The sequence below is a fragment of the Serratia sp. NA_13 genome (assembly GCF_052691735.1).
The window spans coordinates 88,210-101,460 of sequence record NZ_JBQZFV010000001.1 but is presented as its reverse complement, the minus strand read 5'-3'; the positions used below and the strand labels follow the sequence as shown (position 1 = coordinate 101,460).

Sequence of the window (13,251 nt, the reverse complement as noted above, 5' to 3'; positions counted from 1 at the left end):
TGAATATTGCCCATTTGACTGCTAGATTTATAAAATATTGAACGAAAATGGCAGTGGAGAAGCTTATCGTTCATAATTTCGAACATACCAAGGGGACAGTATGGGCAATATATTTAACAGGCCGGTGGTCGGCGTAGTAATGTGCAGGTATAGGTTAAACGGGCACCTCACTCAGACCTTGCAAGAAAAGTACCTAAATGCCGTAGTCGCTGCAGGAGGGTTGCCAATCGCCCTGCCACACGCGCTGGCGGAGCCGAAACTGCTGGAAGAATTGCTGGAGCACCTCGACGGTATTGTGCTGCCAGGCAGCCCCAGTAATGTGCAGCCGCACCTTTATGGTGAAAACGGCGATGAGCCTGACGCCGATCCCGGGCGAGATGAATTGAGCCTGGCGCTGATCCGCCACTCGCTCGACAGGCGCATTCCCCTTTTCGCCATTTGCCGCGGTATGCAAGAAATGGTGGTCGCCAGTCAGGGCACCCTGCACCGTCGGTTGTTTGAATTACCCGAACTGCTCGAGCACCGTGAAGATCACGACCTGCCGTTGGAACAACAATATGCCCCCGCCCACGAAGTCATCGTTCAGGAAGGCGGCTTGCTCTCGCAACTGATACCGGATTGCAACCGATTCTGGGTGAACTCACTGCATGGCCAGGGGGCAAAAACCCTTGGCCCCGGCGTACGCATTGAGGCCCATGCCGCCGATGGGTTGGTGGAGGCCATCAGCCTGCGCGACCAGCCTTTCGCGTTGGGAGTGCAATGGCACCCGGAATGGAACAGCGAGGAGTACGCCCTGTCACGCCTGCTGTTTGAGGGGTTCATTAACGCCTGCCGGAACTATCAAAAGGAAAAACGCCCATGAGCAATGTCAGCTTGGCACCGGGAAAACGCCTGTCGCAAATCCGCCTGCAATTGGGATTGTCGCAGCGCCGAGTGGCCGAACTGTCAGGATTAACCCATAGCGCCATCAGCACAATCGAGCAGGACAAGGTCAGCCCGGCCATCAGCACCTTACAAAAGCTGCTGACGGTGTACGGGCTGTCACTGTCGGCGTTTTTCGCCGAACCGGAAATACCGGATGAACCACAGATTGTTATCGACAACCAGGATCTGATTGAGATTGGCAGCCAGGGGGTCTCGATGAAATTGATCCACAACGGCGACCCTAATCGCACCCTGGCGATGATGATCGAAACCTATGAACCGGGTACCACCACCGGCGAACGTATCAAGCATCAGGGGGAAGAGATCGGCACCCTGCTGGAAGGCGAAGTGTTACTGCAGGTCAACGGGCAGACCTATCACCTGTCGGCTGGCCAGAGCTACGCCATCAACACCGGCATTCCCCACAGTTTCAGCAACACGTCGGCGCGGATTTGCCGGATTATCAGCGCCCATACGCCGACGACATTCTGATCAACGGAGCAAGGTATGGACTTCCACCATTTGCAGTATTGGCAACATCGGGCGCAAGCCCTGAAAATTGAGAACCGACTGTTTATCAATGGCCGCTATCAGCAGGCCACTGAAGGCCAAACCTTTGCCGTGGAGGATCCTGCCGGGCAACGCGAGTTGACCCAAGTGGCACGGGGTAGCAGCGTCGATATTGATTTGGCGGTCAGCGCAGCGCGTGAAGTGTTTGATCGCGGCGACTGGTCCAGAGCGGCTCCGGCGCAGCGCAAAGCCACTTTGCTGCAGTTGGCGAACCTGATGGAACAGCACCAGGAAGAACTGGCGCTGCTGGAAACGCTCGATACCGGCAAACCGATCCGTCACAGCCTACGCGACGACGTGCCGGGGGCAATCCGCTGCCTGCGCTGGTATGCCGAAGCAGTCGACAAGGTTTATGGCGAAATCGCCCCTACCGGCGGTGATGCGCTGGCGCTGATTGAACGAGAGCCTATCGGCGTAATTGGCGCCATCGTGCCGTGGAACTTCCCGCTGTTATTGGCCTGTTGGAAACTCGGCCCGGCGCTGGCCACCGGCAACAGCGTGATCCTTAAGCCCTCTGAAAAATCTCCGTTGACCGCCATCTATCTGGGCAAGCTGGCCCAACAGGCCGGATTGCCGGACGGCGTGCTGAATATTGTTCCAGGCTACGGCTTTGACGCCGGCAAGGCGCTGGCGCTGCACAACGACGTCGACGCCCTGACCTTTACCGGATCCACCCAGGTCGCCAAACAACTGATGATTTACGCCGGCCAATCCAATATGAAACGGGTGTGGCTGGAGGCCGGAGGCAAGAGCGCCAATATCATCTTTGCCGACTGCCCGGATCTGGACAAGGCCGCTCAGAGTGCCGCCGCCGGCATCTTCTATAATCAGGGACAGGTGTGCATTGCCGGCACCCGATTGCTGGTGGAAGAGAGTATTCAGCAGGCGTTCTTACAGGCGCTACGACGACATGCGGCAGCCTTCACCCCAGGCGATCCGCTCGATCCGGCGACGATGATGGGTACGCTGATCGATCAGGGTCACTGCGAGAAAGTGGCCGACTACATCGAACAGGGCCTGAGCCAGGGTGCCAACCTGTTCCTCGACGGCCGCGAACACCCACAGAACGGCCATGTCGGCTACCTCGGCCCGACCATTCTGACCCAGGTGGATAACACCATGAGCGTGGCGCGTGACGAGATTTTCGGCCCGGTATTGGCCGTCACCCGTTTTAACGGTGAACAGCAGGCGATGCAGTTGGCCAACGACAGCGACTACGGTCTGGGCGCCGCCATCTGGACACGTGACCTGTCCCGCGCTCACCGACTGGCACGCCAGTTAAAAGCCGGTACGGTATTCGTCAATAACTACAACGACGGCGATATGACGGTCCCCTTTGGCGGCTACAAGCAAAGCGGTAACGGTCGCGACAAATCGCTGCACGCGCTGGAAAAATTCACCGAACTGAAAACCACCTGGATTTCGCTGGAATAAGGGCAGATATCATGACTGAACATGTGAAAAGCTATTATGCGGCCTCGGCCAACGGCCACGCCCCCTACCCGCAGTTGAATGATTCTATTGAATGCGACGTCTGCATCGTCGGCGGTGGCTACACCGGTCTGTCTTCCGCACTGTTTCTGGTGGAAGCCGGCTATAACGTGGTGCTGCTGGAGTCTGCGCGCATCGGTTTCGGTGCCAGCGGCCGTAATGGCGGCCAACTGGTCAACTCTTACAGTCGCGATATTGACGTGATTGAACAACGCTATGGAGCAGAAAGCGCCCGCGTTCTCGGCAGTATGATGTTTGAAGGCGCAGAGATCATTCGCAGCCGTATCCAAAGGTACGCCATCGAATGTGACTATCGCCCCGGCGGCATCTTCGCCGCCCTGAACAACCGGCAATACCACGCGTTGATCGAGCAGAAGCAGAACTGGGAACGCTACGGTAATACTCAACTTGAACTGCTGGATGCTGGGCGCATTCGTCAAGAGGTCAACAGCGAGCGCTACATCGGCGCGCTGCTGGATCATAGCGGTGGTCATATTCATCCATTGAATCTGGCTCTCGGAGAAGCCGAAGCCATTCGCCTGCAGGGTGGGCGGATCTTCGAACAATCGGCCGTGACCAACATCCGCCACGGCGAACCGGCTATCGTCAGTACCGCCAATGGGCAGGTGAAGGCGCGCTATGTGATCGTGGCCGGTAATGCTTATCTGGGCGATAAGCTGGAGCCAAGACTGGCCAAACGCAGCATGCCGTGCGGCACCCAGGTGGTGGCCACCGAGCCGCTGGCACCGGAAGTGGCGCAGTCGCTGATCCCACAAAATTACTGCGTCGAAGACTGTAACTATCTGCTGGATTATTACCGCATTACCGGTGATAACCGCCTGCTGTACGGCGGTGGCGTGGTGTACGGTGCTCGCGATCCGGACGATATCGACAATCTGATCCGCCCCAAACTGCTGAAAACCTTCCCACAGTTGAAAGGGGTGAATATCGACTACCGCTGGACCGGTAATTTCCTGCTGACGCTGTCGCGTATGCCGCAGTTCGGCCGACTGGAAAATAATATCTATTACATGCAGGGTTACAGCGGCCACGGCGTGACCTGTACCCATCTGGCGGGTAAATTGATTGCCGAGTTATTGCAGGGCGATGCGGAACGTTTCGACGCCTTTGCCAAGCTGCCGCACCTGCCGTTCTTCGGCGGTCGCAACCTGCAAATTCCGTTTACCGCCATTGGTGCAGCCTACTACACCCTGCGCGATCGGATCGGGGTGTAAAGCTTGCAGGCCCGGCGTTTAGCTTCGTCGGGCCTGATGATTACCGCTTAAACAATCTTCGGTTGGCCGTCTGAGGCGGTCGCCCCACCGTCAACCGGGATATTGGCACCGTTGATAAAGCTGGCGTCGTCACTGGCCAGAAACGCCATCACCGCTGCCACTTCTTCCGGCTCTGCCGCTCGGCCCAAAGCAATGCGTTCGTTGAATTTGTCGCGGATCTCCTGCGGCCAGCCATTGGTCATATTGGTTTTTACCAGACTCGGGCACACCGAGTTCACCCGCACGCCGTCACCGCCGTGATCCAGCGCCATGGCACGCGTCAGGTTTACCACCGCCCCTTTGGCTGCGCAGTAGTATGCCGCGCCCCAGTCGCCGCCCAGGCCAGAAACCGAAGCGGTGTTAACGATGCAGCCTTTGGTTTTCAGCAGATACGGCATGGCAAACTTGGAGCAAAACACCACGCCGTCGATATCGACCCCGGCGATGCGACGCCAGTCAGCTACGCTGGTTTCCAGCACGCTACCCGCCACATGCACACCGGCATTGTTTAACAATACGTCGATGCGACCCAATTTCTTCGCGACTTCGTTCATCATTTTTTCAACCGCGACGTGGTCAGAAACGTCGATATGCACCGCCAGTGCCTTGCCTTTCGGCAGCGAGGCCGCCACTTTATCTACCGCTTCCTTTGCCCAGTCAGCCAGCACCACGGTTGCGCCCTCAGCGGAAAATCGGCGTGCCGCCGCTTCCCCCATCCCGTTGCCTGCCCCGGTGATGATGACCACTTTATTGTCGAAACGCATAAGAACTCCTCCATGTGAATGTATTTTTATAAATCATACAAATACTGATTGAGTCCGAGGATAAAACTCATGGGCGGAGAGGGACAGTCAAAACGTGCGGTTTTATAATCAAAAAGAGGTATTTCCCGCAAATTCAATGTGTCAGGACCGGCATTATCGGAATTAGGCCAACTCATTGATGAGACTAAAAAAAAATACATCTTCACGACTATTTACTTATTGTATTATAATTAATCAATAAGTTCAGTGGCGGCCCTATATCACCGTTTACCGATAAGCAACGATTATAGAAATGCTGACAGCAGCGTCGTTTGGCGGCCCGCAGGCATAAAAAAACCCCGGCACAGGCCAGGGTCATCAATGTTTGTCGGTCACTTTCCCGACTGTCATGTTATGGCGTAAGCGTCCGTCCAACACTCCAACCTTACGCAGCCTAAGCACAACTTTTTCACAACAGGAAAATAGACTCAATCGCGACCGCTATTATTATTACGACGCCAATCTCTTTTTCTGTTGCCAATAACTATGGTCAGTGAAACCTATGGTTATTGAAATACGCCAAGCATAATTATTTTTAGATAAACTCCGGGTAATCCCGGAGTTTATTCAGGTAATTCTTTTATTTCTTATCTGCTCCGGTTTTTACCATCTTCGCTATCGTAAGAAACAAAACACTACCTATAAATTATAAAACTACTACGTTGCCGGCAGAAGGACCCTTCTGACCGTTTTCGATAGTGAATTCAACGCGCTGACCTTCATCAAGCGTTTTGAAATCATTGCTCTGGATAGCGGAGAAGTGTACGAACACGTCTTTGCTGCCGTCAGCCGGGGAGATAAAGCCAAAACCTTTACCTGCATCAAACCATTTTACCAAACCAGTCATTTTAGTAGACATAGATATTTCCTTTATTTTTTTGAGACGCCATAAGGCGATTGAGGTCTGTTTTTATTGGAAACTTACTTGGGCACTAGAGAAGGAAATTCGCGGAAGAAGAGGTATCTATGGGATATCACTAATACTGAGAACTGCTTTACTAAAACTGCTTTCATAAGGTCTGTACTACAAACCGATGACGCTATTTATACACGAGGGATTTATTTAAGCAAGCGCTATTTAAAATCAAGTCCCTTCCACCACATCCGCATTGCGCCATTTATCCTCAATCTCTGTACTGCTGGCGTCAACACACATTTTATTATTGTGTTGATGTTTAATTGTAATAAAACCTTAACATAAACCTGACAAATCAATAAGTTCTCGACACCGGATACCGATAAAGTGATAAAATCCTTACCCTCCGCTGGCTTGTCAATCAGGCGCTACAAAAGCAGGAACGCCAGTCTCGCTTAACCGATAATCGCAATACCCAGCCGCTCCATCATCTGAAACACCTGGTAGCTGTCCAGCTTTACGCCCTGCAGATCGGTGCTGCGCAGATCCAGCTCACCGAGTTCCGAGTTGGTCAAATCACAGTGGGTAAAATTGGCGGCACGCCAATCAAACGACGCAAACTCACCACCGGACAGATCCGAACCGCTAAAAGTCGCCCCCAGGATCTGCGCGCTGTTCCAACGGTTTTCCCACAGCTCACACTTCTCCAGTACCACTTTCGAAAAATTGGCGTAACTCAGGTTGCTTTTGGTTATGTATGCGCTGCAAAACCAGGTGCGTGGGGTGATCATATTCATAAAGCTGGCGCCGCGAAAATCTGCGCCCTGCGCCCGGCACTCACGGATTTCGATACCTAACGCGCTGGCGTTTCTGAAGTCAGCCATCGACAGGTCACAGTTTTTGAAGCTGGCATCCTTCAATAACGCACGGTTGAAATTACCGCCCTGTTGACTCTCGCGGTCATAAAACTGACAGTCGATAAATTCGGTTCCCGTCAGGTCGGTGCCTGAAAAATCGCAGTTGATAAAGCTGCCGTTTTCAATTTTTTCGCCGGTAAACCGGTTACGAACAATCTTTTCACCATCCAACTTCAGTGTCATCGCACCACGCCTGTTTATTTATACAGTCAGTGAGGCATTATAAGCAGATCTGCTGTCCTGTGAAAAACGGTTTTCCCGCAGCACAGCACAAAAAACACCGCGCGGGTAAGTAAGGTTAAGCCTGCCGTACCTGAAGTCGATTCATGTTGACCCCGCCAATCTTCGCCTGCAATACGCCCTGTTCTATTAGTGCGTACAGCCGGAAGTTCAAAAAGGTGTCGCCCACCCAATAGGGTGAATTGACCATCGCGTTGCCCACGACTTTGGAACCCTGAGTGAAATCCTTCGGACAATGTTGTAACAGCAGTGGATCATGGAAGTCCTGGGTTTTGCCCTGTATTCCTCCCTGAGTGAAAATTCGCACCCGCGCATTGTCCTGCAACAGACGCTGCCAATCGGCGATAAGCGTAGCTCTGTCTTCCGCTGTCAACTCACGTCGCCGGATCCACAAGGATTCGAGCGTTTCAATCGGACAACTACCGGTGGTATCACATCCGGCAAGTTCGGTGACGTTAACCACAAAAACGGCATTTTCCGCCAGCAAAGGCAACAGCGCCCGCAACATCAATTGCTCATCGGAATTATCGCCAATCCACAGGGTCACCTGCCCGCTTACCGCGGCCAACCGTATTTTCAGGCTTTCCATCGCCGCCAGGCGCTGTAAAGAAGTGTCCCATTCGGGGGCGTGAACAGATTGATACAACTCTTGAAACCAGCGGGTTCGATCCTGCAGACCTTGTGCGTCATCCAGTGTGCACAGCGGCCCAAATGACAGGTTATCGGTGAAATCCAGAACGTTTTCTCCCGGATAGGCCAACCTCACACAGCCGCCCGAAAGTGCGATATGCACATCCTTCATCAATGCTCTCCTCCGCCTGTTCCCTAAAATAATCCTGAAGGACTTTTGCCAATACTTCTGCACGATTACTAGACAAAAAATCCTAATTTTCCCACCCGAGTAGCATAACCCCCCATTAGGCGGTTAATCATCGCTGACGTAATTTATTTCAGCGCTTCCTGGATCGCATCAGCCATCGGGCCAATGTGCTTTTCTGCGGCCTTCAACTGAAAATCCACGCCGTTACCGTCGTTGGTATCAGACAGCGTGGCCTTGATCAGCTCCAGCGCCGCTTGCACCGCCACCAGTCTTTTATGTTGCTCATCCGTGATCGATTTGGAGCTCATCGTCGTCGGATAGTATTGCTCTAACATCGTTCTCTCCTTGTGATTAGGCCAGCGGCCAACTTAACAGAATTTAAAGATATTTCTAATGGTTCGAGCCACATAATCCACATTCTCTGCGGTTATGTATTCCACGTTAAAATCAATATGGTGAATAAGTGAGCTATCATTGTGCGAACTGAGGTTTTCAGCAGGTAGCAGTCTCAGGCCCCGATACGGGGCCTGAGCGAAACTCCACCCAGTTGGCGCCGGCATTCGGCGGAGCGCACACAGTTTTCGACCCAACGCCCGCCCATCGCCAAGGCCTGTAATTAATCCTACGTTCATTCGCAAAGAGTAACGGGTTAGTCAGGCTGGGGGATTTTGTTGTAATAAGCCTGCATCTCCCCCCTCAAATCCCCCTGCTGAACAGATGATGACTGATAAGTTTCATTAATATTTCATCTGTAAAATCCACTACCTGTTACGCGTTTGTGATGATAGGGTTTAATCTTCAAGAAGTGTCAATGCCGTTGAATACCGGCATTGGCGGAGAAATCTATCATCAGAGGGACGCGTATGATGTCTAAGGGTATTTCAAAGGGATTCTTTATTCTGATCCTTTTCATAGTTACCGCTGCTTTTCTGGACGTATTGGGTCCCTATTATTCGTCGGCTCTGTGGGCAATTATACTGGCGGTGATTTTCCATCCAGTGAAGCAAAAACTTAAACAGTATCTGGGGGAGCGAAACGGCCTGGTGTCGCTTTTGACGGTCGCAGTAATCTGTCTGATCGTATTTACGCCCCTGGCGATTATTGCGTCTTCATTGGCTATTGAGCTTAACGTCGTCTACACCAAATTACAGGGTAATAACGCCCAATTCCCGGTAGTTCTGGCCGATACCCTGCGGGTGCTGCCTGGCTGGGCCCGCCATTTCCTTACCGAGCATAACCTCGACAACGCAGCAGAAATACAAAAGAAACTTTCACAGGTGGCATTGCAGGGTGGACAATATCTTGCCGGTAGCGTGTTCCTGATCGGTAAAGGCACCTTCAACTTTGCCGTTGGTTTTGGCGTAATGCTCTATCTGCTGTTCTTCCTGCTGAAAGACGGCCCTTATCTGGTTAACCTGTCGCTCGAAGCCTTACCGTTATCCGAGCACGTTAAACATCATCTGTTTGTGAAATTCGCCGCGGTTTCCCGCGCGACGGTGAAAGGCACGGTAGTGGTTGCAATAGTGCAAGGCGCGCTCGGCGGCCTGGCGTTTTACATCACCGGTATCGAGGGCAGCCTGCTGTGGGCCGCATTGATGGCGTTCCTGTCCATCATCCCTGCTGTAGGTTCCGCCATTATCTGGGTACCCGCCGCCATCTATTTCTTCGCCACAGGTCTGTTGTGGAAAGGCCTGTTCCTGGTGAGCTTCTTCGTGGTGATCATCGGTTTGGTCGACAATATCCTTCGCCCGCTGCTGGTGGGTAAAGACACCAAGATGCCGGATTATCTGATCCTGATTTCAACCCTGGGCGGTATGGAGATTTACGGCATTAATGGCTTCGTCATCGGCCCGCTTATCGCCGCTCTGTTCATCGCCTGCTGGAATATTCTTTCCGGCCGCGACAGTGCCGATACCACCGATGAGATTGATGAAGATTTTATCGAGGAAGGCAAGAATCACCCTGATGCCACCAAGGTGGATTAAAATATTGCGGAGATTTTTACTGCCAGTAAAAACCGGAGCCCTGCGGCTCCCGTCAGACTGATGACAAACCTCATTCCTGCCCAGAGCGAGTAGAGGCCGATAAATAAAAATCAGGAAAATCAATTTATTGATTTTCGGCTGCTCACCACAAAGCAACCTAACGGGAGCCCTGCGGCTCCCATTGTTGTTCAAACATAAAATACAATCACATCTGTTGAACGATAGTTTTTTCATTCAGCCGCTTAGGGGCGAAATTCGAGTACGGAATTTTTAAAAACACCGTAAACCGCTTGTGACGGCGGCTTGGGGAAGCGGGTATTTGTGATTGCCTTTATAGCAGCCCGGCAAAGGGCGGGATCACCACTTTCAGACCGGACATACAAAAGCATCCCATCCGGGGCAAACTTCATTCTTACAGAACATTTCTTGCCGACATAGGCGTTGGCATCATAGAAATGGCTCTGAATCGCAGCGCGTACCTGCCAGGCATAGTTGCTAACCTCATCCCCTGCTGCAGGAGTTGCTTTGCCGTCAATGGCAGCAAAAAGATCATCGACACCCTCCGCAGACGGCCCTGCGTTCGCCTCAGTATTCGCCTTGGTACAGCCTGTCAGCCATAGTGAGACGACAATAAGCATTAATGACGGCAGGTTTTTTTTAAATCCTGAATGAACGCTATTCATGATTCCCTTCTTTTAGAATAGTCACTGGAAAGAACTGAATCGCCACGGGTTTAACAGACACCTCAGAGTCCATAGAAGTAATTTCTTGCTTGATTCTAGTTTTGAAAGTAAGTCTTTCAGCAAAGCAAGATGAGAAAACCGACTAGGTTTTGATAATTTATTTTGATAACGTTTTGATAACCGTTGCGGTTTGAATAATAAAAAACGGGAACCATCAGGCTCCCGTTATCATTTAACGCTAAAACACACTTACATGTGTTTAACGATAGCGTCGCCAAACTCTGAACATTTCAGCAGCTTAGCACCTTCCATCAGGCGTTCGAAGTCATAGGTCACGGTCTTGGCAGCGATTGCACCTTCAGTGCCCTTAACGATCAGATCAGCCGCTTCGAACCAGCCCATGTGACGCAGCAGCATATACTACCGATAAAATAACAATCTGAAATATATAAATAAATTCCGATTTTTTTTGTTTTCTGACATCCATTGAATCGTGTTTCAAACGCCTTTATTCTCGGTGGGTTTCGTTGAGTTTTGCAGAACAACCCCGCAAAAATTTTGAGCAATCAGTAATCAAAAAAATGATGATCGGACACCATTATTTTTTCTCTCGAACTAAAGCGGCAGCATCCCGCAACACACCTCAGAACAAAAACCGGGCCATTTTCCCAAATCAGCATCCAGCATAGAAATGTTTCGCTTCAGTTGGTATGTTAGGCAACAACTAAAATGACAAGGAAAAGTTATGGATACGGTTGAAGAATTAGGCGGGACGTACTTTTACAAGGGTATGCAAAATCTGAGTGCTGGCGAGTTGTTCTTTTGGATTTTTTGTGAAGAAACGGCAGATCAACTAGGTATTCAGGATATTGCGGCCGTAGCAGCTATCCATTCGGGGAGGAACATATCGCCAACAAGAGGGAAATTTAAAACAGCTATACCTGATACATCTCTCGCATCTCGACAAGCCCGCAAAGTTTTCGGCAATAAAATGTTCCCCTTCGGGTTGAAAATGCCCTCAGTAATAGGCGGTTATCCTCCATCAACATTAAAAATTCGCATGGTAAGAAAAATGGGGACTTTTGTTGGTCGTGCGATACCAGTCCTTGGATGGGTGATTTTGGCTAAAGATATAACAGAGATTTCATTTAGAGCTACGATTCATTACAACACCATAGCCCGCGGGAGTGACAAGATATGGTAGTCGACATTGAAAAGCGTATTTTAGAGATGGTGGAACCTTACAATGGACGATCGTGGCTTACTTTAAAAAAACCAATGCTGACCGGCGATAGTTCGCTGAACTACACAATGAAAATTGACGAACAGGAAGCTATGGATTTGCTGGATGAGATTTTCACGGAATTCCATCTTGAACATGATACATTGGACTTCAGCACCTATTTCCCTAACGATAAATCGCCACCAAAACCTCTTACCATAAATATGCTCATTAAATCAGCCAAGGCTGGACGGTGGTTGTATTAGGTCGGCAAACGCCGACCCTTTACTCAATACGCCTTCCATGCAGAAAACACCAGCGGACTGCCGAAAGCATAGCGTCGGTACTCAACCGTTGAATTATAGGGCATATACACCTGACGACAGGCCCCCTTATCTACCCCGGTGCGGAATAACCTTCAATGCGCCGGCCAGTGCCTCAGGATAATTCAGCGCCAACGTGGCATTGCTGGTCACGTTCTGGTAGTACTCTCCCGGCTCAGTGACATCGTTTAGATCGGTGCCTGCGGGTAACGTTTTATCGGCCACAGGCACCGAGCCGGTGTCCTTCGCTGTTAATGCATCCTTAGTCGCCAACGCCCCAAGGCCCAGGTTCTTCTGAGACTCGGCCTGCGCCACTTCCCCCGCATCGGCAATTTCAGACAAGTTATTTTTAATTGCCAGAAAATCAGATACCACCGGTGCAGCGGTAACTTTTACAACCCGACTGGCACTTTTCCCTGAAACATCCCCGGCAACACTGATCGTCGCCGTTCCCTCTCCAGCAGCGATCAGTTGTCCATCAGCCGTAACACTTCCCACAGCACTGTCTGTCGAACCGTAACTAATGTTTTCAGTGGCATTCAATGGTGTTTTCGTTACTTTCAACGCATAGGTGTTACCCGCAACCTGATCGGGAATGGCAGCCAGCGTTATTGACGTTAATAGAATATCCACCCGCACAGTCACACGCACGCTCAGGCCCGAGCTGACACTCGCGATAATATCTGTACTGCCTGGGCCAACAGCACGGAATAGCCCGCTCCCATCAATCGTACCCACCGCGGTATTAGTGCTTACCCATGTCACCGGGAAGCTAGGGGCAAGATCGACGGGCAGAACCTGAGCGCTGAATTGCTGCGTTGCACCCACACCAATATTCAACGATGACGGCGTTACGATAATGTTCGTTGGTGTTGGCTCTGGCTTGATGTTGTCAGCCTGGTCTGTTTTGACGATGTACATTAATGCCGTATTTGCTGGATATGGGTCACCCATCCCTGAGGATCCATCCTGCCGTTTCGGATTACCCGTAGCACTAAACTGCCCACTGCCGCTGGAGGAATACCCCCCCAACCGTGACCATCCACCATCCCCGGTGACTACGAAAGCCCCGTAGGACTCTCCGCTATTATCATCGCCTCGATTGATGAGCCAAATATCATCATTATTCCCTGCTGGAGCCCA

General features: G+C 51.3%; 14 protein-coding genes and 1 pseudogene. 7 read left to right on the top strand and 8 right to left on the bottom strand.

The genetic code is table 11. The features are described 5' to 3' along the window. The first annotated feature begins 100 nt into the window (after positions 1 to 100). From puuD to ACUTSU_RS00410, 4 genes are read left to right on the top strand one after another with little or no spacing between them, the layout of a single operon-like run. Positions 101 to 862 carry a gamma-glutamyl-gamma-aminobutyrate hydrolase gene (gene puuD / locus ACUTSU_RS00425; protein WP_445650968.1) on the top strand — a complete coding sequence of 254 codons (762 nt, stop codon included), beginning with the start codon at positions 101 to 103 and terminating at the stop codon, positions 860 to 862. Beyond that, the gene (puuR, locus tag ACUTSU_RS00420) at positions 859 to 1,416 is read left to right on the top strand and encodes an HTH-type transcriptional regulator PuuR (protein WP_445650967.1); all 558 of its coding nucleotides are present in this window, start codon (positions 859 to 861) and stop codon (positions 1,414 to 1,416) included. The genes puuD and puuR overlap by 4 nt, the downstream gene beginning before the upstream one ends. 15 nt (positions 1,417 to 1,431) lie before the next feature. Beyond that, positions 1,432 to 2,928, top strand: coding sequence for an aldehyde dehydrogenase PuuC (gene puuC / locus ACUTSU_RS00415; RefSeq protein WP_445653614.1), 1,497 nt, complete (start codon positions 1,432 to 1,434; stop codon positions 2,926 to 2,928). Positions 2,929 to 2,939: 11 nt separating this feature from the next. Further along, positions 2,940 to 4,220, top strand: coding sequence for an NAD(P)/FAD-dependent oxidoreductase (locus ACUTSU_RS00410; protein WP_445650965.1), 1,281 nt, complete (start codon positions 2,940 to 2,942; stop codon positions 4,218 to 4,220). Between the two features lie 47 nt (positions 4,221 to 4,267). On the opposite strand, the gene ACUTSU_RS00405 is transcribed toward ACUTSU_RS00410, so the two are convergent. The 5 genes from ACUTSU_RS00405 to ACUTSU_RS00385 form a co-directional block, all read right to left on the bottom strand. Continuing rightward, on the bottom strand, positions 4,268 to 5,023 hold the full coding sequence (locus ACUTSU_RS00405) for an SDR family NAD(P)-dependent oxidoreductase (protein ID WP_445653613.1): 756 nt from the start codon (positions 5,021 to 5,023) through the stop codon (positions 4,268 to 4,270). A 685-nt stretch (positions 5,024 to 5,708) separates the two neighbouring features. Beyond that, positions 5,709 to 5,921 carry a transcription antiterminator/RNA stability regulator CspE gene (gene cspE, locus ACUTSU_RS00400; RefSeq protein ID WP_012006483.1) on the bottom strand — a complete coding sequence of 71 codons (213 nt, stop codon included), beginning with the start codon at positions 5,919 to 5,921 and terminating at the stop codon, positions 5,709 to 5,711. Positions 5,922 to 6,373: 452 nt separating this feature from the next. Continuing rightward, entirely contained in the window at positions 6,374 to 7,018 is a 645-nt protein-coding gene (locus tag ACUTSU_RS00395; protein ID WP_445653612.1) for a Qnr family pentapeptide repeat protein, read from the bottom strand. Positions 7,019 to 7,133: 115 nt separating this feature from the next. Further along, a complete protein-coding gene (locus tag ACUTSU_RS00390; protein ID WP_445650962.1) occupies positions 7,134 to 7,877 on the bottom strand; it encodes a DUF3658 domain-containing protein in 744 nt (247 codons plus the stop codon). A 143-nt stretch (positions 7,878 to 8,020) separates the two neighbouring features. Then, positions 8,021 to 8,230, bottom strand: a complete 210-nt coding sequence (locus ACUTSU_RS00385) for a hypothetical protein (RefSeq protein WP_445650961.1) — start codon at positions 8,228 to 8,230, stop codon at positions 8,021 to 8,023. A gap of 528 nt (positions 8,231 to 8,758) precedes the next feature. Here ACUTSU_RS00385 and ACUTSU_RS00380 point away from each other — a divergent pair. After that, positions 8,759 to 9,880, top strand: a complete 1,122-nt coding sequence (locus ACUTSU_RS00380; RefSeq protein ID WP_445650960.1) for an AI-2E family transporter — start codon at positions 8,759 to 8,761, stop codon at positions 9,878 to 9,880. Between the two features lie 242 nt (positions 9,881 to 10,122). Here the strand turns inward: ACUTSU_RS00380 and tolA are convergent, their stop codons facing one another. Then, positions 10,123 to 10,563, bottom strand: a complete 441-nt coding sequence (gene tolA, locus ACUTSU_RS00375) for a cell envelope integrity protein TolA (protein WP_445653611.1) — start codon at positions 10,561 to 10,563, stop codon at positions 10,123 to 10,125. A gap of 249 nt (positions 10,564 to 10,812) precedes the next feature. After that, positions 10,813 to 10,980: pseudogene (locus ACUTSU_RS00370) on the bottom strand (NADP-dependent isocitrate dehydrogenase); the annotation flags it as partial. A 328-nt stretch (positions 10,981 to 11,308) separates the two neighbouring features. Here ACUTSU_RS00370 and ACUTSU_RS00365 point away from each other — a divergent pair. Beyond that, a complete protein-coding gene (locus ACUTSU_RS00365) occupies positions 11,309 to 11,767 on the top strand; it encodes an STM2901 family protein (RefSeq protein ID WP_445650958.1) in 459 nt (152 codons plus the stop codon). Next, on the top strand, positions 11,761 to 12,051 hold the full coding sequence (locus ACUTSU_RS00360) for a DUF1493 family protein (protein ID WP_445650957.1): 291 nt from the start codon (positions 11,761 to 11,763) through the stop codon (positions 12,049 to 12,051). The genes ACUTSU_RS00365 and ACUTSU_RS00360 overlap by 7 nt, the downstream gene beginning before the upstream one ends. 126 nt (positions 12,052 to 12,177) lie before the next feature. Here the strand turns inward: ACUTSU_RS00360 and ACUTSU_RS00355 are convergent, their stop codons facing one another. Then, the gene (locus ACUTSU_RS00355) at positions 12,178 to 13,062 is read right to left on the bottom strand and encodes an Ig-like domain-containing protein (protein WP_445653610.1); all 885 of its coding nucleotides are present in this window, start codon (positions 13,060 to 13,062) and stop codon (positions 12,178 to 12,180) included. Positions 13,063 to 13,251 lie beyond the last annotated feature (189 nt).